Origin of the sequence: Actinomadura napierensis, assembly GCF_039529375.1 — a bacterium.
In the GTDB taxonomy this organism is placed as follows: Bacteria; Actinomycetota; Actinomycetes; order Streptosporangiales; family Streptosporangiaceae; genus Spirillospora; species Spirillospora napierensis.
In genome coordinates this window covers 48,758-70,091 of sequence record NZ_BAAAMR010000003.1, presented here as the reverse complement: position 1 = coordinate 70,091, position 21,334 = coordinate 48,758, and the positions used below count along the sequence as shown (strand labels likewise).

The window sequence follows — 21,334 nt, the reverse complement described above, 5'->3', positions numbered from 1 at the left end:
TCACCTCGCCACGTATCCGCCGTCGACCGGGAGGAGGACGCCCGTGATGTTGGCCGCCCGGTCCGAGACCAGGTAGACGGCGGCCTCGGCGCAGTCCTCGGCGGTGATCGGGCGGCCCAGCGGATGCGAGGCACCGACCTGCCGGGCCGCCTCCTCCTGCGCGGCGGCGTCGCCGTTGCGGAGGCCTCCCGCCGCCATGAAGTTGGTGTACGGCATCCCCGCCGGGCAGATCGCGTTCACCCGGATGCCGAACGGCGCGCCCTCGATCGCGACCGCACGGGTCAGCTGGTGCACGGCGCCCTTGGTGGCGCCGTACACCGAGCCGCCCCAGCCGACGAGACCCGCCACGGAGCCCGTGTTGAGGATGACGCCGCCGTCCGCCTGCTCCTTGAACCGGAGGACGGCGTGCTTGCATCCGAGGAAGACCCCGCGCAGGTTGACCGAGGTCAGCCGCTCGAAGTCCTCCACCGTGTGGTCCTCCAGCCGGGCGCCGAGCCGCGGCGTGGGGATGCCGACGTTGTTGAACAGGACGTCCAACCGGCCGAAGTTCTCCACCGCGGCGCCGAGCATCGCGACGACGTCGTCCTCCACGGAGACGTCGGCCCTGACCGCCACGGCCGTCCCGCCCGCCTCCGCGATCAGCTTCGCCGTCTCCTCGACCCGTTCGAGGCTGATGTCGGCGCAGACCAGGCGGGCACCCTCCTCGGCGAAGCGCAGGGCCGAGGCGCGGCCGACGCCCGATCCCGCACCGGTGACCACCGCGCTCTTTCCGTCAAGCAACATCCGCTTCACGCTCCGTCCTCATCCGGCAGCAACCTCAGGGCGCCCGTCGGGCACGCCTCGACGGCGGTCTCGACCACGTCGGCCGGGTCGCCCGCGGGGTCGCGGACGATCGCCTTGGCCTGGTCGTCGTGGGCGAAGGTGCCCGGCGCGTACACCAGGCACATCCCGCTGCCGAGGCACAATTCGCGGTCCACGGCGACGCGGGCCCCCATCCTCAGGCCTCCGCCCTGACGGGGGGCTCGGCGGGGGTGAACCGGTAGAGCCGCTCGGCGTTGCCGCGCAGGATCTTGTACTGCGTCTCCTCCGGCAGGCCCCGCATGGTCCTCCGCGCGACCTCGATGCTGTTCGGCCAGGTGGTGTCGGAGTGGGGGTAGTCGGTCTCGCACATGATGTTGTCCTCGGGGATCGCGCCGAGGCCGATGCTGGCGATGGCGTGCTCGTCCTCGATGACGCAGCCGAAGACGTGGTCGCGGAAGTCGGCCCGCAGGTCCAGGTTGTCGAGGTCGACGGTGTCGCCGCTGCCGGCGTGGTCCATGAAGGTCGTGCCGCGCTTGACCCACGCGCGCTGCTTGTCCAGCACCTGCTCGGCCCGCTCCAGGAAGTAGGGCATCCAGCCCGCCTCGCCTTCCGAGAGCGCGATCTTCAGCTTCGGGTACCGCTGGAACAGCCCGCTGAACAGGAACGACAGCATCGTCCCGGAGGTGCGGGTCGCGCCCCAGGTGAGGTTGGCCATGAACGGCGCGTTCGAGCAGATCTGCGGCAGCTGCGAGGACGACCCGACGTGCATCGACACGACCATCTCCAGGTCGTTGGCCGCCGCCATGACCGGCTCCCAGTAGCCGTCCTTGTCGTGGATGGTCGGCAGCCCGAGCGGCTCGGGGTTCTCGGAGAACGCGAACGTCGTGGCGCCCTTGCCGGCGCAGCGCTCCATCTCCCTGGCGGCCAGGTTCGGGTCCCACAGCGGGATGAGGATGAGCGGGATGTAGCGGCCGGGCGCGCTCCCGCACCACTCCTCGATCATCCAGTCGTTGTAGGCCTGCAGGCACGTGAACGCGAACTCGCGGTCACTGGCCTCGTAGAACAGCTGACCGCAGAACCGGGTGACGGACGGGAAGCACAGCGAGGCCAGGACGCCCGCCCGGTCCAGGTCCTTGAGGCGGGCCTTGGAGTCGTAGCAACCCGGCGCCATCTCGCTGTAGGGCACCGGGTCGGGGCTGAACTCCTCCTTCGACTTGCCCACCACGGCGCTGAGGCCGGAGCTCGGCATCCGCTTGCCGTCGTAGACCCAGTAGTCCATTCCGTTGTCGTCGGTCTCCATGTGCGGAGCGCGGTCGCGGTCCTTGCTCGCGACGCGGTCGACCCACACGTGGGGCGGCTCCAGCACGTGGTCGTCGACCGAGATCAGCCAGTCCAGGTTGAGGTTGGAGGCCATTTCCGTCCCTTTCTCGTCTGCGAACCCGGCAGGGTCCGCGGCACTTCCTGCGAAGTCGTCGGGGTGTTGCGGATGCGCGCTCGCGGCGGTCTCAGCGGAGGCCGCCGATGGCCAGGTGCTTCACTTCCTGGAAGGCGCGGATGCCGTCGGGTCCGCGCTCGCGGCCGAGCCCGCTCTGCTTGTAGCCGCCGCTCGGCGCATAGGCGCTGAAGACCGACGCGTTGACGTTGACGGCGCCGGTCCGCAGGCGGCGGGCCACGGCCGTGGCCGCGGCGACGTCGGCGCCGTAGACCTGGCCGGACAGGCCGTAGTCGCTGTCGTTGGCCATGCGCACGGCGTCGTCGACGTCGCGGTACCCGATGACGCCGATGACCGGCCCGAAGATCTCCTCCCGCGCGGCCGGGTTGGCGTTGTCGGGCAGATCGAGGACCGTCGGCTCGAAGAAGTAGCCGCGGTCCAGGCCGGCGGGGCGCTTGCCCCCGAACGCCACCCGGCCGCCGTTCTCCTCCGCCAGAGCGACGTACCGCTCGCAGCGTTCGCGTTGCGCGGCGCTGATGACCGGCCCCATGAGAGCGGTGCGGTCGGTGGGAGGACCCACCTTGATCTCCGCATAGGCCCGCGACACCGCCTCGACGACCTCCTGCTTGCGGTCCTGCGGCACGAGCATGCGCGTCGCGGCGACGCACGCCTGGCCCGCCGTCGCGGCCACGACCGCCATGGCCCCGGCGGCGGCCCTCTCGACGGCGTCGGGCAGGTAGATCTGCGCCGACTTCCCGCCGAGCTCCAGGGCCACCCGCTTCACCGTCGGCGCGGCCTGGGCGAGGATGCTGCGCCCGACCGCGGTGGAGCCGGTGAAGGACACCATGTCCACGGCGGGATGGCTGGTGAGCAGCTCCGCGCCGGCGGCGCCCGGCTCCACCACCACGCTCAGGACGCCCTGCGGCAGCCCGGCCACCTCGGCCGCGGCGCCGAACATCAGCGAGGAGATCGGCGTCAGCGGGCTGGGCCGCAGGACCACCGAGTTGCCCGCCATCAGCGCCGGAATGATCTTCTGCACGCCCATGATGAGGGCCGCGTTGTACGGCGTGATGGCCGCCACCACGCCGACCGGCTCGTGGCGGCGGATGCTCAGCGTCGCCCCGCTCCGGACGAGTTCGTCGACGGGTACCGGGTTGGACTCCTCATGCCGCATCGACAGGTAGAGGTCGATCGTGTTCCGCGCGAGCATCAGAGAGGCGCCGAACTGCGTCCCCTCCGCGAAGAAGACCGGCTGCCCCGCCTCGGCGACGATCGTGGAGACGAGCGCCTCCCGGGTGTCCTCGATGTGGTCGAGGAACGTGTGCAGCATGTCGGCCCGCTCCCAGGCCGGCATGTCCGCCCAGACCCCGCTGTCGAAACTGCGGCGCGCTTCGGTGATCGCCCGCTCGACCTCGCCGGCGGGCAGGGCGGACACGTCCCCCACGGGCGACTCGTCCGCCGGGTTCTCCACGGTGAAGGTGTCGTCGCCGTCGACCCATTTGCCGGCCACGTACGAGCACCAATGAGGAATGGCTGCCACGGACTGGTCCTCTCTTTCACACTGACGGTCAGAAGGGTTCGGCGCTGTAGACGACGGCGCCGCCATAGTGCGGCGAGGACTGGCAGGCGACGCCGACGGTCGCCTTCGGCCGCTGCCGCTCGCCGGCGCGGCCGGCGAGCTGGAGGTAGCACTCGAGCATCTGCGGGATGCCGTGCATACGGCCGTTGCCCAGCGCCCCGCCGCCCGAGAGAACGGGCAGGCCGCCGGGGTTGTCGCTGTCGATCCGCCCGTCCTGGACGAACCGGTGGGCCTCCCCCGTGGGGCAGAACCCGAGGACCTCGAGCCAGAACCAGATGAACGGCGAGAAGCCGTCGTAGAGCTGCGGCAGGTCCACCTCGTCCGGGCCCACTCCGGCGTGCTCCCACAGCCGGCGGGCGGTCTCGGCGCCGCCGTCGATGATGTCGTCGAGCGGCCAGTGCAACGGCAGGCGCCGTGGGGCCGGGGCACTGTGCGCGTAGCCGCTGACGTACACCGGCTTGTGCGGCAGATCGCGGGCACGCTCGGCGGACGTGAGCACGAAGGCCGCGACACCGTCGACGGGAATGTCGCAGTCGTAACGGCAGACCGGGTCGACGAGCGTGGGCGCCGCCAGATACTCCTCAGAGGTCAGCGGCTTTCCGTGCCAGTACGACCACGGGATACGGGCGCCGTTCTTGCGCGCCTCCACCAGCACGGCCGCCATCGATTCCCGGGTGGCTCCGTAGCGCTGGAGGTACTCGTTGTACGGCAGTGCGATCATTGCCAGCGGTCCAAAGTAGCCCGCCGGCGCGGTCCATTGCTGCGGGCCTTCGATGCTCTGCATGGAGTTGCCGTGGTAGCTGCCCCGGGGGTTGTGCAGAGCCCGGTAGAAGAGCACGTAATCGGCGGCACCGCTCGCCACGGTGTTGACCGCCAGGGCCATGGCACCCGAGACCTGGCCGATCCCTTGGAAACCGGCGACATATCGCGGGTCGGCTCCCAGATGTTCGGCCATCCAGCCGGCCGTCACCGTGCTGACCCCGTCCTGCACGGCATGCGAGCCGGCCGTCGGGAACAGCGACGCGGCGACGATGCCGTCCACGTCCTTCAGGTCCAGCCCGGCGTCGGCGATCGCCTGGCGGGCCGTGTCGACGGCCAGGGCGCCCAACGGCCGCTCGGCATGTCTCTGCACCGGGCTCTGGGCGTGGCCGACGAGGGCGACCTTGTTGCTCGCCGCGAACCTTCCGCTCACTCGTCCGCCTCCGCATCGCGCGCGGCGCCGAGTTCGAAGGCGGGCACGGCGACCCCGGGAGCGACGTCCTCGAACGCAACGTCCACGGGCGCCCCGACGCGCACGGGCGCTTCGGGGCCGTCGAGGAGCCGGCCGATCACCCGCAGCCCCGGCTGTTCGGCCAGCTCGATGTCGACCAGCATGAACGGAAGGTCCGCCTCGAAGCCCGGCAGGAAGGACTGGCGGACGATCGTCCACGACCTGACGACGCCGTGGCCGCTGACCGGCACGAAGGCGAACTCCGGATCGGTGCTGCCGCAATGGGGGCACGTCTGGCCGGGCGGGATCGTCAGCGACTCGCATCGGGAACAGCGGGCGAGGGCGAGGACATGGCGCGCCGCCGCCGCCCAATAGGGGCTGGAGCTCTCGTCCGGTACCGGGACCGGGCGTCCTGTGGCCTGGTTCGTCATCGTCACGGGATGGCTCCGGCGTCCTTCAGCGCGGCGATGTCCTCCCAGGTGCGTCCCAGCTCCAGGAGCACCGTCTCGGTGTGCTCGCCGTGCTCGGGCGCGCGGCGCAGGTCCGGCGGCCGCTCGTCGAACTGCACGGGGACCGTCGGCAGCGAGTACGTCACCTCGCCGTCGGCCACCTGGCCGATGTAGCCGTTCGCCAGCACCTGCGGGTCGTCCAGCAGTTCCTCCACGGCCTGGACGGGAGCCCACGGCGCGTCGATCCCGGCGAGCAGGTCCTTCCACTCCTCGAAGGTCCGCCTGCCGAACTCCGCCTCAAGCTCCGCGACGCATGCTTTGCGGTTCTCTCTTCGGGCGGCGAGATCGGCGAAGCGCGGATCGTCGATCAGTTCCTCACGGCCGACCAGGCGGCAGAACTCGGCCCAGTAGCGGTCTCCCTGGAGGAAGACGAGCTGGATGTGCCGCCCGTCCTTCGTCATGTAGGTGCCGACCAAGGGATTGGGAGAGGCCTCCTTCCCCGCGGCGGCTCGCGGCCTCTGGCCCTGCAGCGCGGACAGCAGGTCGGACGACAGCGTCCACATCGCCGTTGCCAGCAGCGAAACGTCCACCACCGATCCCTTACCGATCCGCTCGCGGCGGAGAAGCGCCGCGGAAATGCCGAACGCCAGAGCCATGGCGCCGTTGCGGTCGCCCATCGCTCCGCGCTGACCGATCGGGTCCTCGCGGTCGGGGGGTGTCAGGACGTGCGCCATGCCGCCGCGCGCCCAGAACGCCGACGAGTCGTACCCTGGGAGGTCTGCGTCGGGGCCCCGCGACCCGTACCCGTTGCCCCGCGCGTACACGAGCCGGGGAAAGCGCTCGGTCAGCGTCTCGGCATCGAGTCCCAGACGTGTCAGCGCTCCCGGCCGGAAATTGGTGAGGAACACGTCCGCCGTCTCCAGGAGCCGGTCGAGGACGGCCCGTCCTTCCTCCTGCCGCAGATCGAGCGCGACCGACCGCTTGCCGCGGTTGGCGAGCGCCATCGAGAGGTTGATTCCGCCGCTGTCGGTTCCGATGCCCTGAGTGGCGAGACCTCGATAGGGGTCGCCCTCGATGCGCTCGATCCGGATGACGTCCGCTCCCCAGTCGGCCAGCAGCGCGCCTGCGACGGGAACGAACACCCACTGCGCCAATTCGACGACGCGCAGGCCTTCGAACGCTCCTTCGTCCACCAGAGACCTTCCTTTCCGTTGCATGCGGCAGGGCGGCGAAGTCCTCGCCATGGGGAGCCGGAATCACGGCGGCGACGGCGGATCAGCCGTGGGCGAGAACCGGCAAGGGCGACTCCGGACGATCCGGAGCAGGGAAACGGCACAGGTCCGTTGATCGGTGGCCGCACGGGGTCTTGCCGGCTCGCCGGCGAGGCGGATCGCCCGGCCTCCGTGCGCGGCTGCTCCGGCGGCGCGACCCCCGCGGTCCGTTACGGGTGGTCCAGAATTTCGGGGTGGAAGTGGGGTGGGTATGCTAGTATTTGAGCACCTATGATTAAATGATAGCAATCGCCCCCTCGCTTTGCTAGAGGATGTCGACGTCGGAAAGAGAAAAAATGCCGGTCAATCCGTCTCCAGCCGTCCTCAGGGCCGGCCAGCTCCTCTGGCACATGGCCCGGCGGCCGTCCGAGGCGTACTCGGTCTCCGAGCTCGCCCGCATCGCGGGCATTCCGCGCGCCACATGCGATTCCGTCCTGCAGGCTCTCGCCGAGCAGGGTCTGGTCGTGCGCCGCGAGCCTGAACTCCGCTACCAGCTGGGCGGATTCTGCGTCGCGCTCGGCGACGCGGCGCGGGAGGCGAACCCGGTCCTCAGCGCGGCGAGCGTCGAGGCGGAGGAACTCGCGCGGAAGCTGAACGCCTGTGTCGCGGTCTCCGCACCCGTGGCGGACGAGACCCGGGTGATGGCCGTGTTCGACTGGGGCCCGCCACTCGGATCGCGCCCGCGCCGGGGGCAGTCCATGCCGCTCGTCCCTCCTTTCGGTGCCGTGTTCGTGGCGTGGGACGACGCCGAGGCGCGGGTGTGGCTGGGGCGTGCCGACGAGAACCTCGAGGACACCCAGCGCGACCAATGGCGCAAGGCCCTCGACACCATCCGGCGCCGCGGCTATGTCATCTCGCTGATCGGCGACCGCACCGGGGACCACGGGCCCGACTTCGAAACCCTGCTCACCACGCCGGACGCCGAGGCCGCCCTGCGCCAGCGGGACGAACTGGTCGGCCTCATGCAGCACACCGAGTACTTCGCCGACGAGATCGACGACGCCGCGGCCGTGCGGTTGTCGCAGATCTCCGCGCCCGTCTTCGACGCGACCGGCCGCGCCGCGGCCTCCCTCATGCTGCTCGGGCCCCAGCACGGGCTCGCCGGCCGGGAGGTGAACGCCCTCGGGCGGCAGGTGGCCGATGCGGCCCGGCGCGCCAGCAAGGCCGCCGGCAATGGCAACGGCGCCTGACACGGCGGGTGTCCGACGGGACGGATGCGGCGCGTGGCCGCCCTATCCGTTCGAGAGGGGTTCGGCGCGCACGGCGGGCAGGACGTCCTCGAGCAGGCTGCGGACGATGCTGTCGGCGCCCTCGGGATCGGCCGCCGGCATGAGAACGAGGTGCCGTACGCCGGCGGACACGAAGTCCCGCAACCTCCGGGTCACCTCCGCCGGCGTGCCCGCCGCGGCGACACGGTCGATCATGGCGCTGAGGTCCCGGTCGTAGGCACCGCCGAGGGCGCGAGCCGCCGCGCGGCGGGCAGCGGCACCGTCCTTACCGACGTTGACGAAGACGAACGCGTACCACTCGAAGTCACCGAGCTCGCGTCCGGCTTCGGCGGCGAAGGCCCGGATCGTCCTCACCGACGCGGCATAGCGGTCGGGTGAATAGAGGTAGGGCATCCACCCGTCGCCGATCAGTGCCGCCCGGCGCATCGCCGGGATCTTGCGTCCTCCGATGACGATGGGCGGTCCGTTCGGCTGGGCAGGCCCGGGGTGGATCCGCACGTTCTCCATCGGGTAGAGAGGACCGCCGTGCGTGATCTCCTCCGCCGTCCACAGCCGCCGCAGCAGCGGGACGGCCTCGTCCAGCCGCCGGCCGCGCTCGTGCAGCGGAACCTGGCAGGCGCGGAACTCCTGCGGGTACTCGCCACCGGCGCCGACCCCGAGGACCAGGCGGCCTCCGGCGGCCCGGTCGAGATCCGCGACCTGCTTCGCGATGATCGCCGGTTGGTAGAGCGGCAGCAGCAGGACCGCGGTGCCGAGGCGCACCCGCTCGGTCACCGCGGACAGGCGCGCCAGCGTCATCATCGCTTCGGTCGAGGGGTTGCGCGACGCGATGTGGCCGCCGGTCCACAGCGAGTCGATCGGCTGCTGTTCGAGCCGGGCCGCCCGTGTGGGGTCACTGCCGACGACGAACCCGACCTTCACACCCGTGCTAGGCGCGGTCACGTTCCTCATGTGCCGAAGGTCCTGGTCGTCGCCAAAGCGACGAGGCGGTCTCCGTTGCCGTGGTCTCGCAATTCCACCTGTCCCAGGCCATCGCGCGCACGGGCATCGGCGACCACGGGTCCGGTGCGTGCGGGCTGGAGGTAGCGCAGGCCGAGCGAGCACAGGGTCGCGCCGGGGGCCAGCGACAACGCCGCCTCCTCCGCGGCCAGGGCGATCAGCCCGCCGTTGACCGTGCGGGAGGCGTTGAGGCCGTCCTCGGAACGCGGGAGGACGGCCACGCCCGGACCGCGGCGCACACATCCGACGCGCTCGGCGAAGGGCCTGTCCAAGCGCCGGCTCTGCGCCGGAAGGTCGATGCTGAGCGTGGGCGGCAGCTTCAGCTCCGGATCCGGCGCCAGCATGAAGGAGCCGTTCGCGATCGCCAGCGGCTCGCCCCCGTCCGAGGTGAATTCGACCCCGGCGACGAAGACCGAGCGGCCCGCCTTGCGCGTTCTCGCGATTCCCCGGACGATCCCCGCCGCGGGCGCCGGGCGGTACAGCTGCACATCGAGCTCCAGCGTCACCGGCACACGAGGCGCGGTGACCCGGGCCGCCAGCAGGCCGATCAGCGTGTCCGCCCAGACGGCGAGGATGGACGTCCGCAGCCACCCGACGTCCGGCACATGCATCTCCGGGGTTATCGCGGCACTACCGTGCAGATCCTCGCCGACGCCCCTGGTCTCGAAACCGAGTTCGCTGAGGACGTGCCGCGAAGCCTCCTGGCCGGCGCCGACGTTCAAAGCCGCTCCAGCACATCCGCCGGGGCGTGGTTGGCCCATCCCGTGCCCGGCCAGTTGAACCAGCCGGACGACGCGAAGGTGCCGCCGTCGGGGTGGAGCGTGGTCCCGGTGACGTAGGACGAGAGCCCAGAGGCGAGGAACACCGCGCAGCCCGAGATGTCGCTGATCTGACCGGTCCGGCCCATAGGGATGGCGATCCGCGTCCCGGCAGGCCCGAACGCGGTCTCGCCGCCGGCCTTCTCCCCGCCGACCTTCAGGAGGTTGGGCGTGGGCGCGTAGTCGGGCGCGATGTTGTTCACCCGTATGCCGTCCGGCGCGACCTCGACGGCGAGCGTGCGGGCGAACTGCTCCACCGCGGCCTTGGCGGCGGTGTAGACGGCGTAGCCGGGCGCGGCCCGGTGCGCCTCGATGGTCGTGACGTTGATGATGCTCCCGCCCCGGCCGCCGGCCCGCATCCGCGGAACGGCCATGGAGCAGGCGTCCAGGACGTGGAGAAGGTTGGTCCGGATGATCGCGTTCCAGCCATTGGGAGTCGTTTCCGTGAAGGGCGCCCGGAACGTTCCTCCGACCACGTTGACGAGCGTGTCGAGCCGGCCCCAGCGCTGGTCCACGGCGGTGAACAGCGCCGCCAGGGCGTCGGTGTCGCGCGCGTCGCCCTGGTGGACGATCGCCTCCTGCCCCCGCTCGTCGCATGCCGTCCGCAGCCGCTCCACGGCTTCACCGTCGATGTCGATCACGGCCGTGCGGACACCGTTGGCGGCCAGGTCCGCGACGATGCCCTCCCCCAGCCCGCCCGCCCCGCCGGTGATCAGCGCGACGGTGCCGCCGAGCCCGCCTCGTTCCTCGAACCAGCCCACGCTCACTCCCTCGCCTCGGCGCGGTCAGACCGGGATGAGCCGCGACAGGCCGCCGCCCATGATCTCGGCCTCGATGCCCGGACGGTAACAAACCTCGATGTCGATGTCGACATTGAGGTAACGTCCGAGAGAGGACTCGGATCACGCTGTATGCCGGTCGGGGATGTCACGCTACAGTAACATCGAAGTCGACGTCGATATTGTCGACGTCCCCGTCCGTCCAGGTGGGCGACCCTCGGTCCGCCCACCCCGGTGCGTGGCAACGCGCGAGGAGCGCACATGCAGACGCTGAACCACCCCCAGCAGCCGGCCCCAGCCGACCTCGACGACGTCCTGTCCCCGGAATGGCTCACACAGGCGCTCGGTGCCCGTTACCCGGGCATTCGCGTCACCAGGGTGACGCCCGGGCCCGTCGTCAGCCGGATATCGACCAACGCCCGCTTCCACATCGAGTGCGAGGGCGGCGTGCCCGGAGGCCTGTCGCCGGACCTGTGCGCCAAGGGGTACTTCTCGGAGGTCGGCTGGTCGGCCCGCGAGACGGGAACGTTCGAGGTCGCCTTCTACCGCGATCTGGCGGGGCCCACGGGCGTTCGCACGCTGCGCAGCGTGTACGCGGCCATCGATCCCGGGACCCGGCACGGCGTGGTCATCACCGAGGACACCGTCGCGCGAGGCGCCACGTTCCTCGACGGCACGAGCGAGTACACGCCCGCACTGGCCGCCGAGAGCCTCGGGGAACTCGCCAAGCTCCACGCCTCGACGTGGGGCGACCCGGCGGTCCGCGCCGCGGACTGGCTGACGCCTCGTCTGGAGGCCTGCCTCGCGCAACGCGGCGTCAAAGAGATCCGGGCCAACTTCGAGAGCGACATCGGAGCGGGTGTACCGGCGGAGGTCCGCGACCCGGAGCTGCTGGTCAAGGCGTACCGGGCGCTGGTTTCCCTGTCATCCGCCGCGACGCCGTGGTCGGTCGTCCACGGCGACTCCCACGTCGGCAACCTCTATCTCGACAGTGACGGGCGGCCGTCGTTCGTGGACTGGCAGCTGGTGCAGCGCGGTCCCTGGTACCTGGACGTGGGGTACCACATCGCCTCCGCGCTGACGGTCGAGGACCGCCGGCGGACAGAGGACGACCTGCTGCGCCACTATCTGGACGGCCTGCGCGCCGGCGGAGTCGAGGCCCCGGCCTGGGACGAGGCTCGGCTCGGCGTCCGCCGCGGCATCATTCACGGCTTCTATCTGTGGGGCATCACCCAGAAGGTCGACCCGACCATCACCCGGGTCCTCCAGCACCGGCTCGGTACCGCGGCCGCCGATCACGACGCGTTCGCGGCAGTGACCGGTTGACGCAGGACAGGCGCGATCAACCTCGACATCGAGTTCGGTTATTGTGAGCCCTCGGAGGCCGCACTGGCGACCGGGGAACGAGGCGCGCTCGGGAGCCCACCACGTCACCTGCCACCGAAAGGTTCACGAATGACCGCGACCAGTAACCGCCGTGCCGCGATGTCCAATGCCAGCCAGGGGCGGCGCGGAGGCGAGGGACGGGAGAAGCGCCGCGGCACCGGGCGCACCGTCCGCGGGCGCCAGACGCGGGCGCAGCTGCTCGAGTCCGCCAAGAAGATCTTCGAGCGCGACGGCTTCCTCCACGCGCGCATCGCCGACATCTGCGATGCCGCCGGGGTCTCCCACGGCTCCTTCTATACCTATTTCGTGTCGAAGGAAGAGATCTTCAAGGAGGTCGCCGACTCGGTCGAGGTCGACCTGCTCACGCTCGGCCCGGCCCCCGACGACGCGGACCCGATCGAGCGCATCCGCACGGCGAACGAGCACTATCTGGCCGCCTACCGCGCGAACGCCAAGCTCATGCGGGTGATCCAGCAGGTGTCGACCATCGACGCCGAGGTCCGCGCGACCCGTCTCCAGCGCCAGGAGGCCTTCGCCCGGGCCATCGAGCGCCGCATCCGCCAGCTGCAGGAGGCCGAGGTCGCCGACCCGGAGGTCGACGCCGTCTACGCCGCCCAGGCGCTCGGCGGCATGGTCGCCTCCTTCGCCGACTACCTCTTCAACACCGACAACGCCTTCGGCTTCGACCTCGCCACCGCGACCGACCAGCTCACCCGCATCTGGATCAACGCGGTCGGCATACGTCCCGGCGTCGCGGGCCGCGCCGCGCCGGCCGGCTGAGCGAGCGGGTCCGGCGGCCGGAGCGCCTCCGTCAGACATCGAAGGTGCCGGCGGTCACCACGCCCGTGAGGCGGCCGCCGTTGCCGGAGTCGCGCAACTCCGCTCGGGCGATCCCGCCGCGCAGCCGCGCGGTCGCGACCACGGGCCCGACCCGCGCGGCCTGGAGGTAGATCAGGCTGAGCGAGCGGAGCGTGCCGCCGGGCGCCAGGGACAGCACCGCCTCCTCGGCGGCCAGAGCGATGAGCCCGCCGTTGACGGAGCCGGCGGCGTTCAGGCCGTCCTCGCTGCGGGGAAGGACGGCCGTTCCCGCGCCGCGGCGTTCGCAGCCGGCGCGCTCGGCGAACGGCACGGCCAGCTCCTCGCCCGTCGCGGGCATGTCGAGGCTGTGCGTCGGCGGCAGCCGCAGGCCGGGGTCCGGTGCCGTCATGAACAGGCCGTTCGCGATGGCCAGCGGTTCGCCGTCCACGGTGAACTCGACGTCCGCGACGAAGGTCGAGCGGCCGGCCTTGACCGTCCTCGCGACCCCCAGGAGGTCTCCGGCCGCGGGGGCCGGCCGGTACAGGTGCACGTCGAGTTCGAGCGTCACCGGCACGCGCGGGGCGATGACCCGGGTCGCGAGCAGGCCGGCCAGCATGTCCGCCCAGGTCGCGAGGATGGACGTCCGCAGGCGGGCGGCCCCCGGCACGTGCATCTCCGGGGTGATCGAAGCGGCGCCGTGCAGTTCCTCACCGACCCGCCTGGTCGAGAAGCCGAGTTCGTTGAGGAGGTGCCGCGGGGTCTCCTCCGCCGGGGCGAGGCTGGGGTTCACTCAGGTGTCTCCTTGCGTGCTCACAGGACCGCTCCTGGCCGTCGGGCTCCTCCCCACATAGTTTGATATTTGCAATACTATGGATTCACTGATCCGGATCGCAACCGGGGGGCCGCGGACGGCCCATGCCGGACGCGGGTGAAGGAGTGCGGGCATGACCGAGGCGACACTGCAGCAGATGATCGGCATCTTCGACGTGGAGGCGGTCGACGACGGACCCGACGGACCGCGCCGGTTCCGCGGGGACAGCTTCGACGAGGGGCGCCAGGTGGTCGAGGGCAGCCAGATGCTCGCCCAGGCGGTCGTGGCCGTGAGCAAGGCCCTGCCCGGCCGGACCGTCCGCACCGCGCACGGCCTGTTCGTCTCCGTGGCCGACCCGGCGCTCCCCCTCGAGTTCACCGTCACGCCGGTCCAGGCCGGCCGCTCCTTCGCCAGCGCCACGGTCGCCGTCGCGCAGAACGACCGGATCCGCTCGACCGTCACCCTGCTGCTGGACCGGCCGCAGCCGGACGTCATCAGGCACGATCGGTGGACGGGCGAGCCGGCCGGGGGCCCCGGCGCGGCGAACCCCGCCCGGATGCCGATGCAGGGCAGGGAGGTGCGCCTCGAAGGCGTCCGCGATCTCAACGATCCCGAGGAGGTCGGGCCGCCCGTCGTGGACGCCTGGCTGCGCTACGACGCCGTGCCCGAGCGCGACGACCTCCGCCGCGCGCTGCTGGCCCAGTTCACCGGGCCGCTGTCCATCTCCACCTCGATGCGCCCGCACACCGGGGTCGGCACGTCCCAGGCGCACCACAGCCTCTCGACCGCACCCATGGGCATCGGGGTGGCGTTCCACGAGCCCCTCGGCTGGGACGGCTGGATCCGCTACCACCACGAGAGCACCTATGCGGGCGCGGGCATGAGTCATGTGCGCGGCCAGGTGCTTACCGAGGACGGGCGCCTCATCGCCTCGTTCACCCAGGACGCCATGATCCGGGTCCTCTCGGTCGGCGGGCGGGCGGCTTCGGCACCGGTCGAGTCCCGGTTGTGACACCGGGCGGGACCGCTCGGGGTGCCGGCGTCCGCGCCTCATCGGCACCCCGAGCGGGGTCAGCCGAGCGCGGGGAGGACCTCTTCGGCGAAGAGCCGCGACGACTCGGGGCGGCCGAAGTCGTGGAACTGGCAGATGAACAGCTCCGCCCCGGCCTCGCGCTCGGAGCGCAGCGCCGCGGCGACCTCGTCCGGCGTCCCGGCGACCAGCCCGCCCCACGCGCCGAAACGCCGCCGCGCGAGTTCCACGACCTCGTCCCGCGCGGCCGTGGACGGGGCGAGCCCGATCGGATGCTGCACCGAGACGCGCGCCGAGCCGATCGACGGACGCAGTTCGGCGATCCGGTCCGCGGCACTCGACGGGCAGTTCCACCAGTCGGCCGAGCGGGCGACCAGCGGCAGCGTGAGCTTGGGCCCCGCCCCGCCGATGTGCACGGGCACCTGGCCGGAGACGGGGCGGGGACGGCAGATCGCGTCCCGGAGCGTCCAGTGCTTCCCGTCGAAGTCGACCGGCTCCCCCGTCCACAGCGCGCGGAGGATGTCGATGGTCTCGCCGAGCCGTTCGGCGCGCACCGAGGGGCCCGCGCCGGTGAAGCCGTAGTCGGTGAGCTCACGGGCGACCGATCCCCACCCCAGCCCGAGTTCGAACCGCCCTCCGGACACGACGTCGAGGCTCGCGGCCATCTTCGCGAGCATCGCGGGATGGCGGAACTCCGTGCACAGCACGAGGTGCCCCACGTGCAGCCGCTCGGTCCGCACCGCGATCGCCGTGGCGACCGTCCAGGCGTCGAGCATGGGCAGGCCGCGGTCGGCCGGGGGCGAGAGGTGGTCCATGAACCAGGCGGAGTGGAATCCGGCCTCCTCCGCCGCCCGTGCGCGCGCTTCGATGGTCGCGAGGTCCATCCGTGCCTGCGGCAGGTAGATGCCCGCCTGTGCCCGGCCGGTCATCGCCGTGCCTCCTCGAGGACCGCCGAGCGGTCGGCGCCGGACGCGACGAGGGACCGGAATCGCATGAACGGCGCGGGGGCGCCGAACGCGACGACGCCGCTCAGCACGTCACCGGTGAAGTACCCGGCGACGGTGCCCTTGACCGGGCCTCCCTCCAGCCCCGAACCGTGCAGGGCGACGACCTCGTCCGCGTTCCCCGTCCGGCCGGCGACCTGCAGCTTGAGGTCGAACTGGTCGGACCAGACGTAGGGCGGGGAGGGAGCCGGGAGCTCGGCTCCGAGGATGTCGCGGGCGACCCGCTTGGCGTGCTCGGTCACGGTGCTCCAGTGCTCCGCGCGGTGGTGCTCGCCGGTGACCGGGTCCCACCAGGCGGCCGCGTCCCCCACGGCCCAGACGCCGGTCATGCCGATGGCGCGGCCGCGGGCGTCGCAGGCGAGCCCGTCCCGGATGCGCAGCCCCGCGCCGCCGAGCCAGGTGAGGTCCGGGATCCCGCCGACGCTCGCCAGGACCACGTCGGCCGACAGCCGCGTCCCGTCCGCGAACTCGATCGTGCGCCCGTCGGGCATCCGCAGGATCCGCGCCCCGAGCCGCAGGTCGATCCCCGCCTCCTGGAAGAGCCGGGCCGCGAGCCCGCCGACCTCGCGTCCCAGGACCCGCTCGCAGGGCGACCCCAGCGCTTCGAGCACGGTGACGGCGATGCCCCTGCGGCGGGCGGCGCAGGCGACCTCCGCCCCGATGAAGCCCCCGCCCACGATGATCAGCGACTCGGCGGACTCGAACGCCTTGCGCAGGGCGAGGACGTCGTCGAGGGTCCGCAGGGACGCCACGCCGTCCGGCTGGTGCGGCATCCTGCGCGGGACGAGCCCCGTCGCGACGACCACGGCGTCGCCGGTGACGCTCTCGCCGTCGTCCAGGTCGACCGTCGTCCCGCGCAGCGCCACGGCGCGCGTGCCCAGCCGTACCGCGACGTCCAGGTCCGCCAGGCCGGCGCGGTCGCGGAGGATCGCCCGCTCGGGCTCCCACCGTCCCTCGAGGATCTGCTTCGACAGCGGAGGCCGGTCGTAGGGCGGGTGCTGCTCGGCGCCGATCAGCGTGAGCCGCCCCGCGTACCCGCCCGAACGCAGCGCCTCGACCGTGCGCAGCCCGCCGATGCCGGCGCCCACGACCACCACATGTCCGGGCGCCGCCGCCCGTTCCCCGGCCGCCATCAGTCCGACGCGGGGAGAGGCTTGGCCGACTTCTGCTCGACCACCACACCGTCGACGGCGACCGCGTACCGGCCGCCGTGGGAGCACAGCAGCTCGATCTCCGTCCCCTCCACGGTGTAGCGCTTGCCGAGCATCAGCCCCGGCCCGTCGTCCCCGTCGGCGGCCGGCACCGGTTCGCCGGGCTGCTCCGTCATCTCGTGGCCGCCGCAGGTCACGGCGGCGTCACCTCCGGGGCTCTTGATCACGACCACCGAGGTCGCGTCCACGACGCTCTTCAGGGTCTGTCCCACTCGCAATTTCATCGTGTGCTCCCATCTCTGATTTCTTGCGTTCTTCCGCGGTGGCGAGCACCCGTCAGGGGGCGGTGGGGCCGGCGTCCCGCGCGCGGTCAGCCGTCGGCGCGCAGCAGCATGACCCCGCTGGGGGTGAGTCCTCCGCTGCTCACCACCGCGACCCGCGCACCGCCGATCTGCCGTTCTCCCGCTTCGCCGCGCAGCTGGGCGACGGCCTCGTACACCAGCCCCATGCCGTGGGTCCGGCCGTGCGACAGCTGGCCGCCGTGGGTGTTGAGGGGCAGGACGCCGTCACGGGCGATGTTCTTGCCGCCGTCCAGGAAGTCCTTGGCCTCGCCGATCCCGCAGAAGCCCAGGGCCTCGATCCACGACAGGCAGTTGAACGTGAAGCCGTCGTACAGCTCGGCCACGTCGACGTCGTCCGGCCGCAGCGAGGTGCGCGTCCACAGGTGCGCCGACGGCCCCAGGACCTGCGGTTCGTGCGTCGCCGTGCTCTGGTCCCACTCCATCCGCTCGACGATCTGGGTGCCGACGGCCTCGACGCGCACCGGACGCGCGCGCAGGTCGCCGGCCGTGTCGGCCGCGGAGACGACGACGGCGACCGCCCCGTCGCACGGGACGTCGCAGTCGTACAGGCCGAACGGCGTGGTGATCGTCCGCGCGTTCAGGTAGTCGTCCATCGTGAGCGGATCGCGGTAGACCGCGGTCGGATCGAGCGCGGCGTTGGCGCGCTGGTTGAGCGCGATCCACCCGAGCGTCTCCCTGGTCGCGCCGTAGCGGTCGAAGTAGCGGCCGGCCGTCTGCGCCAGGACGTGCGCGGCCGAGGTCGCGCCGAACGGCATGCCCCACCCCATGTCGCCCGGGACGCGCCCGGACGCCATGCCGAGCCGTCCCTCCTGCAGCAACCGGGTATGGGTCGCCTCCCAGACCGTGCGGAAGCACAGGACGTGGCGGGCGAGGCCGGAGGAGACCGCGAGCATCGCGGCGATCACCGAGCCGCCGGGGCCGAACGTCTCGCCGCCGCCGTTGAACCAGGTCGGACGCACGCGCAACGCCGCTTCGAGCGCGGTGACGCCGCCCTCCCCGATACCGTGCTCCAGCCCTCCGCCGGGATAGGTCGACAGGCCGTCGACGTCGTCCATCGTCAGGCCCGCGTCCGCCACCGCCGCCCGGCAGGCGTCGACGGTGAGGGCGAGCGGATCGCGCATCAGCCGGCGCCCGATCTCCGACCTGCCGATGCCGGACAGGACGACGTCGTCCTCGAACTTGCGCGCGCCCCGCATGGGGCGGACGAGGGCGCGCACACGTTCGGGCGGCGTCTCCTCGGGCGGCGGCGGGGCCGGTCGCTCCGGCTGTTCCGCCGCCGGCCGGAAGAGCGGCAGCCAGACGTCCTCGACCTGCTCGAAGGTCACCTCCATCCGCATCCCGAGCCGCGCGTCGTCCGCCTCGCAGTCCACCAGGCGCGTGGTCAGCCGGACCCGCGGGTCCTCGTCGAGCGCGACCTGGGCGACGATGTACGGGGAGGGCAGGCCCGGGAGACGGAACCGGTGGCTGACGGTGAACCCGAACAGCGTGCCGAAGCCCGACACCGCCCGGACCCCCGTCTCGGAGCCCGAGCAGTACGGGCACACCGGCTTCGGCGGGTGGACGAGCGCGGAGCACGACCCGCACTCCTGGATCCGCAGGACACCGTCGGCCCCGGACGTCCAGAAGAACGCGTTCCACGGCGTCACCAGAGGGAGCGGACGTCCTTCCGCGCTCATCGACCGCCCCTCCGCACGTCGGCCACCGAGTACACCACCGCACGCTCCCTTCGGGTCGCTCGGGTCAGTCCCGCAGCTTCGCCCGCGCCTTGCGGACGGTGACCGGTTCGGCGAGGCGCTGCTCGTCGCAGATCCGCTGCATCCGCTCGATCGTCTCGTCCAGGCCGGGCCCCAGCCGCTCGCCCGGCGTGAAGGTCGCCGGGAGGTGCTTCATGCCGTTGATGACGCCCGTCGTGTCGTAGTGGACGGCACCGCCGGGGTCGCACACGAAGTCCGGCATCCGGTCCAGCACCGCGGTGAGCATGGACTTGAACACCGCGCGCGCCACGTTGGACCCGATGCACCGGTGGATGCCCAGCCCGAAACTGCTGTGCCGGTTCCCCTTCCGGTCGAGGCGGACGGTGTGCGGGTCCTCGAACACCTTCGCGTCCCGGTTGGCCATCGCCCAGGAGAGCCAGAGCCGCTCGCCCTCCCTGAACTCGGTCCCGTTGACCTCGCAGTCCTGGGTGACCGTGCGCCCGTCGCCCTGGGCCGGGGTGTAGAACCGCAGGAACTCCTCGGTGGCGCTGTCGAGCAGCGCGTCCCGTTCGCGGCTCAGCCGTTCCCGCTCGCCGGGATGCTCCGACAGCCACTCCAGGGAGTGGGCGGTCAGCGCGGTGGTGGTGTCGAACCCGCCGCCGATGATGAGCATGATGACGCCGACGATCTCGGTGTCGTCCGGTGTACGGTCCCCCACCTTCATCGTGACCAGCTCATTGATCAGCCCGGGGCGCGGCTCCTCCCGGATCCGCTTCATGACCTCCATCATGTGCATGCTCATGCGCCTCTGAAGCTGGAGCACCCGAGGATGGTCCGGCGAGCCCGGCGGGGTGTAGACCGCGGCGTGCGTGGGCTCGCAGTAGACGTCCCAGTCCTTCAGGGGCATGCCGAGCATCGCCAGCGTGAACACCGCGGGCACGATGTTGGCGAGGTCGTCGACGAAGTCGATCCGGCCCGTCTCGATCCTCTCGTCGAGGCAGGCGCGGGTCAGCTCCTCGATCACCGGCTTCCACCGCTCGATCGCGGCCGGCGACAGGTAGGGGTTCAGGGCCTGGCGGTAGTAGCGCTGGTCCGGCGGGTCCATCTCCAGGAATCCGCCCTGGGTGCGGGTCGCGGGATCCGGGGAGGCAGGGATGCTGATCCCCTGGTAGCCGCGGCGGGTACCGGCGACGTCGTTCTCGTTGGACAGCAGGTCGGCCCGCCGCGCGAGGTCGAACAGCTCCTTGTTGCCGTTGGCGAACCAGTAGCCGCCGTGGGTGTCGTTCCAGGCGACGGGGCACCTGGCATGGAACTCCGTCGCGAGGCGCTCGAACTCGAGGCGGTACCGCGGGGAGTGCCGGTCCAGGCTGATGGTGTGCTCGGCGCGTTCGGTGTCTCGAGGATCGTCGTTGCTCATGGTCCCTCAACTGGTCGAGGCGGGTCAGGACAGGACGATCGCCTGTTCGGGGCAGGTGCGGGCGGCGTCCCTGGCCAGGTCCTCCTTGCCGGCGGGCACCTCCTCGTCGACGGCGTACGCGTGGCCGTCCTCATCCCGGAGGGCGAACAGGTCGGGCGCGTTCATCGCGCACAGCGTGTGCCCCTGGCAGACCTCAGGGTCGACTCGTACCTTCACGGTGAACTCCCTGGTCGGAGATGGAATCGGTCAGGCGTGGAAGTCGTGGAACTTCAGGTAGGAGCCGGCGTCGACGCGCATCTGGAGACCGGTGACGTAGCGCGACTCGTCGGAGGCGAGGAAGAGGACCGCGTTGCTGACGTCGAGCGGGTCGATGTAGGGGATCGGCATCGCCTGCTGCGCCGGGAAGGCGAGCAGCGCGTCCTCGCGGGTCGGGTTCTCCAGGTCGGGGCGGAAGACCCGGTACATCGGGTCGCTGTTCAGCATGCCGGTGTCGCAGTTGGTGGGGTGCACGCCGTTGACGCGGATCATCCTCGGCGCCAGGTTGCGCGCCAGTTCGTGGACGAACTGCCCCACCGCGAACTTGGAGTACTGGTAGCCGGCGCCGCCGGGGTCCTTGCCCGGCTCGGCGACCTGCTGGCCGACCATGAACGCCGCGGCCGATCCGGTCGCGGTGATCGAGGCGCCGTCGGTCAGGTGCGGGATCGCCACATGGATCGCGTTGATGACGCCGACGAGGTTGGTGTCGATCACGTCCGTCCACGCCTCCAGCAGCGGCTCGCCGAACAGCGGCATGATCCCCGCCTGGGCGACCACCACGTCGAGCCGGCCGAGTTCCCCGACGCCCTGCCGGACGACCTCGTCCAGGCGAACCCGGTCGCGGACGTCCGCCTGCGCCGCCACGATCCTCCGCCCGGTGGCCTCGACCAGCCGGACGGTCTCCTTCAGGTCGTCGGCGCTGCTGAGCGGGTACTTGTTGCTCGCGATGTCGCGGCAGAGATCCACCGCGATGATGTCGGCGCCCTCCTCGGCCAGCCGGACCGCGTGGCTGCGGCCCTGCCCGCGGCCGGCTCCGGTGATGAAGGCGACCTTGCCATCGACTCGTCCCATGTCGAGA

At 71.6% G+C, this 21,334-nt stretch carries 22 protein-coding genes; 4 read left to right on the top strand and 18 right to left on the bottom strand.

All coding sequences use genetic code 11. The features are described 5' to 3' along the window. From ABD296_RS03090 to ABD296_RS03060, 7 genes are all read right to left on the bottom strand, one after another. Positions 1-783 (bottom strand): SDR family NAD(P)-dependent oxidoreductase, encoded by a 783-nt coding sequence (locus tag ABD296_RS03090; RefSeq protein WP_344261154.1) that lies wholly within the window; start codon positions 781-783, stop codon positions 1-3. A 5-nt stretch (positions 784-788) separates the two neighbouring features. Beyond that, positions 789-995, bottom strand: coding sequence for a ferredoxin (locus tag ABD296_RS03085; RefSeq protein WP_344261152.1), 207 nt, complete (start codon positions 993-995; stop codon positions 789-791). Positions 996-997: 2 nt separating this feature from the next. Beyond that, complete coding sequence (locus ABD296_RS03080) at positions 998-2,215, bottom strand: amidohydrolase family protein (RefSeq protein ID WP_344261149.1); 1,218 nt, start codon at positions 2,213-2,215, stop codon at positions 998-1,000. Between the two features lie 91 nt (positions 2,216-2,306). Next, positions 2,307-3,773, bottom strand: coding sequence for an aldehyde dehydrogenase family protein (locus tag ABD296_RS03075; protein ID WP_344261146.1), 1,467 nt, complete (start codon positions 3,771-3,773; stop codon positions 2,307-2,309). 28 nt (positions 3,774-3,801) lie between these two features. Next, a complete protein-coding gene (locus tag ABD296_RS03070) occupies positions 3,802-5,004 on the bottom strand; it encodes a thiolase family protein (RefSeq protein ID WP_344261143.1) in 1,203 nt (400 codons plus the stop codon). After that, positions 5,001-5,453 (bottom strand): Zn-ribbon domain-containing OB-fold protein, encoded by a 453-nt coding sequence (locus ABD296_RS03065; protein WP_344261407.1) that lies wholly within the window; start codon positions 5,451-5,453, stop codon positions 5,001-5,003. Before ABD296_RS03065 ends, ABD296_RS03070 begins: the two co-directional genes overlap by 4 nt. Before the next feature lie 2 nt (positions 5,454-5,455). After that, positions 5,456-6,664 carry a CaiB/BaiF CoA transferase family protein gene (locus ABD296_RS03060; RefSeq protein ID WP_344261140.1) on the bottom strand — a complete coding sequence of 403 codons (1,209 nt, stop codon included), beginning with the start codon at positions 6,662-6,664 and terminating at the stop codon, positions 5,456-5,458. Positions 6,665-7,038: 374 nt separating this feature from the next. Between ABD296_RS03060 and ABD296_RS03055 the strand changes: the two genes are divergently transcribed. Continuing rightward, entirely contained in the window at positions 7,039-7,932 is an 894-nt protein-coding gene (locus ABD296_RS03055; RefSeq protein WP_344261137.1) for a helix-turn-helix domain-containing protein, read from the top strand. Positions 7,933-7,974: 42 nt separating this feature from the next. Here the strand turns inward: ABD296_RS03055 and ABD296_RS03050 are convergent, their stop codons facing one another. The 3 genes from ABD296_RS03050 to ABD296_RS03040 are packed head-to-tail and all read right to left on the bottom strand — an operon-like array spanning position 7,975 to position 10,549. Then, positions 7,975-8,922, bottom strand: coding sequence for an LLM class flavin-dependent oxidoreductase (locus tag ABD296_RS03050; protein ID WP_344261134.1), 948 nt, complete (start codon positions 8,920-8,922; stop codon positions 7,975-7,977). Beyond that, the gene (locus tag ABD296_RS03045; RefSeq protein ID WP_344261131.1) at positions 8,919-9,692 is read right to left on the bottom strand and encodes a PaaI family thioesterase; all 774 of its coding nucleotides are present in this window, start codon (positions 9,690-9,692) and stop codon (positions 8,919-8,921) included. The genes ABD296_RS03050 and ABD296_RS03045 overlap by 4 nt, the downstream gene beginning before the upstream one ends. Further along, positions 9,689-10,549, bottom strand: coding sequence for an SDR family NAD(P)-dependent oxidoreductase (locus tag ABD296_RS03040; protein WP_344261128.1), 861 nt, complete (start codon positions 10,547-10,549; stop codon positions 9,689-9,691). Before ABD296_RS03040 ends, ABD296_RS03045 begins: the two co-directional genes overlap by 4 nt. A 279-nt stretch (positions 10,550-10,828) precedes the next feature. Between ABD296_RS03040 and ABD296_RS03035 the strand changes: the two genes are divergently transcribed. Then, the gene (locus tag ABD296_RS03035; protein ID WP_344261124.1) at positions 10,829-11,893 is read left to right on the top strand and encodes an aminoglycoside phosphotransferase family protein; all 1,065 of its coding nucleotides are present in this window, start codon (positions 10,829-10,831) and stop codon (positions 11,891-11,893) included. Positions 11,894-12,022: 129 nt separating this feature from the next. Beyond that, the gene (locus tag ABD296_RS03030) at positions 12,023-12,733 is read left to right on the top strand and encodes a TetR/AcrR family transcriptional regulator (protein ID WP_344261121.1); all 711 of its coding nucleotides are present in this window, start codon (positions 12,023-12,025) and stop codon (positions 12,731-12,733) included. Between the two features lie 31 nt (positions 12,734-12,764). Here ABD296_RS03030 and ABD296_RS03025 read toward each other — a convergent pair whose 3' ends face one another. Beyond that, on the bottom strand, positions 12,765-13,541 hold the full coding sequence (locus ABD296_RS03025) for a PaaI family thioesterase (RefSeq protein ID WP_344261118.1): 777 nt from the start codon (positions 13,539-13,541) through the stop codon (positions 12,765-12,767). Between the two features lie 154 nt (positions 13,542-13,695). On the opposite strand from ABD296_RS03025, the gene ABD296_RS03020 reads away from it, so the two are divergent. Continuing rightward, a complete protein-coding gene (locus ABD296_RS03020) occupies positions 13,696-14,574 on the top strand; it encodes an acyl-CoA thioesterase (protein ID WP_344261115.1) in 879 nt (292 codons plus the stop codon). Positions 14,575-14,633: 59 nt separating this feature from the next. Here the strand turns inward: ABD296_RS03020 and ABD296_RS03015 are convergent, their stop codons facing one another. The 7 genes from ABD296_RS03015 to ABD296_RS02985 all read right to left on the bottom strand — a co-directional run bounded on the left by ABD296_RS03015 (position 14,634) and on the right by ABD296_RS02985 (position 21,327). Beyond that, positions 14,634-15,521, bottom strand: a complete 888-nt coding sequence (locus ABD296_RS03015; protein WP_344261112.1) for an LLM class flavin-dependent oxidoreductase — start codon at positions 15,519-15,521, stop codon at positions 14,634-14,636. Next, positions 15,518-16,729 carry an NAD(P)/FAD-dependent oxidoreductase gene (locus ABD296_RS03010; protein WP_344261109.1) on the bottom strand — a complete coding sequence of 404 codons (1,212 nt, stop codon included), beginning with the start codon at positions 16,727-16,729 and terminating at the stop codon, positions 15,518-15,520. Before ABD296_RS03010 ends, ABD296_RS03015 begins: the two co-directional genes overlap by 4 nt. Next, the gene (locus tag ABD296_RS03005) at positions 16,729-17,019 is read right to left on the bottom strand and encodes a hypothetical protein (protein WP_344261107.1); all 291 of its coding nucleotides are present in this window, start codon (positions 17,017-17,019) and stop codon (positions 16,729-16,731) included. The genes ABD296_RS03010 and ABD296_RS03005 overlap by 1 nt, the downstream gene beginning before the upstream one ends. Before the next feature lie 98 nt (positions 17,020-17,117). Continuing rightward, positions 17,118-18,785 carry a thiolase C-terminal domain-containing protein gene (locus ABD296_RS03000; RefSeq protein ID WP_344261105.1) on the bottom strand — a complete coding sequence of 556 codons (1,668 nt, stop codon included), beginning with the start codon at positions 18,783-18,785 and terminating at the stop codon, positions 17,118-17,120. 64 nt (positions 18,786-18,849) lie between these two features. After that, positions 18,850-20,220 (bottom strand): cytochrome P450, encoded by a 1,371-nt coding sequence (locus ABD296_RS02995; protein WP_344261103.1) that lies wholly within the window; start codon positions 20,218-20,220, stop codon positions 18,850-18,852. 24 nt (positions 20,221-20,244) lie between these two features. After that, positions 20,245-20,436 carry a ferredoxin gene (locus ABD296_RS02990; protein WP_151591954.1) on the bottom strand — a complete coding sequence of 64 codons (192 nt, stop codon included), beginning with the start codon at positions 20,434-20,436 and terminating at the stop codon, positions 20,245-20,247. Between the two features lie 30 nt (positions 20,437-20,466). Further along, a complete protein-coding gene (locus ABD296_RS02985) occupies positions 20,467-21,327 on the bottom strand; it encodes a mycofactocin-coupled SDR family oxidoreductase (RefSeq protein ID WP_344261097.1) in 861 nt (286 codons plus the stop codon). Positions 21,328-21,334: the final 7 nt, after the last annotated feature.

Excerpts from the sequence above, each read along its gene's own strand:
- ABD296_RS03020 (WP_344261115.1), top strand. The coding sequence starts at position 13,696 with ATGACCGAGGCGACACTGCAGCAGATGATCGGCATCTTCGACGTGGAG.
- ABD296_RS02995 (WP_344261103.1), bottom strand. The coding sequence starts at position 20,220 with ATGAGCAACGACGATCCTCGAGACACCGAACGCGCCGAGCACACCATC.
- ABD296_RS03010 (WP_344261109.1), bottom strand. The coding sequence starts at position 16,729 with ATGGCGGCCGGGGAACGGGCGGCGGCGCCCGGACATGTGGTGGTCGTG.
- ABD296_RS03080 (WP_344261149.1), bottom strand. The coding sequence starts at position 2,215 with ATGGCCTCCAACCTCAACCTGGACTGGCTGATCTCGGTCGACGACCAC.
- ABD296_RS03085 (WP_344261152.1), bottom strand. The coding sequence starts at position 995 with ATGGGGGCCCGCGTCGCCGTGGACCGCGAATTGTGCCTCGGCAGCGGG.
- ABD296_RS03065 (WP_344261407.1), bottom strand. The coding sequence starts at position 5,453 with ATGACGAACCAGGCCACAGGACGCCCGGTCCCGGTACCGGACGAGAGC.
- ABD296_RS02985 (WP_344261097.1), bottom strand. The coding sequence starts at position 21,327 with ATGGGACGAGTCGATGGCAAGGTCGCCTTCATCACCGGAGCCGGCCGC.
- ABD296_RS03090 (WP_344261154.1), bottom strand. The coding sequence starts at position 783 with ATGTTGCTTGACGGAAAGAGCGCGGTGGTCACCGGTGCGGGATCGGGC.
- ABD296_RS03000 (WP_344261105.1), bottom strand. The coding sequence starts at position 18,785 with ATGAGCGCGGAAGGACGTCCGCTCCCTCTGGTGACGCCGTGGAACGCG.
- ABD296_RS03035 (WP_344261124.1), top strand. The coding sequence starts at position 10,829 with ATGCAGACGCTGAACCACCCCCAGCAGCCGGCCCCAGCCGACCTCGAC.
- ABD296_RS03050 (WP_344261134.1), bottom strand. The coding sequence starts at position 8,922 with ATGAGGAACGTGACCGCGCCTAGCACGGGTGTGAAGGTCGGGTTCGTC.
- ABD296_RS03055 (WP_344261137.1), top strand. The coding sequence starts at position 7,039 with ATGCCGGTCAATCCGTCTCCAGCCGTCCTCAGGGCCGGCCAGCTCCTC.
- ABD296_RS03030 (WP_344261121.1), top strand. The coding sequence starts at position 12,023 with ATGACCGCGACCAGTAACCGCCGTGCCGCGATGTCCAATGCCAGCCAG.
- ABD296_RS03015 (WP_344261112.1), bottom strand. The coding sequence starts at position 15,521 with ATGACCGGCCGGGCACAGGCGGGCATCTACCTGCCGCAGGCACGGATG.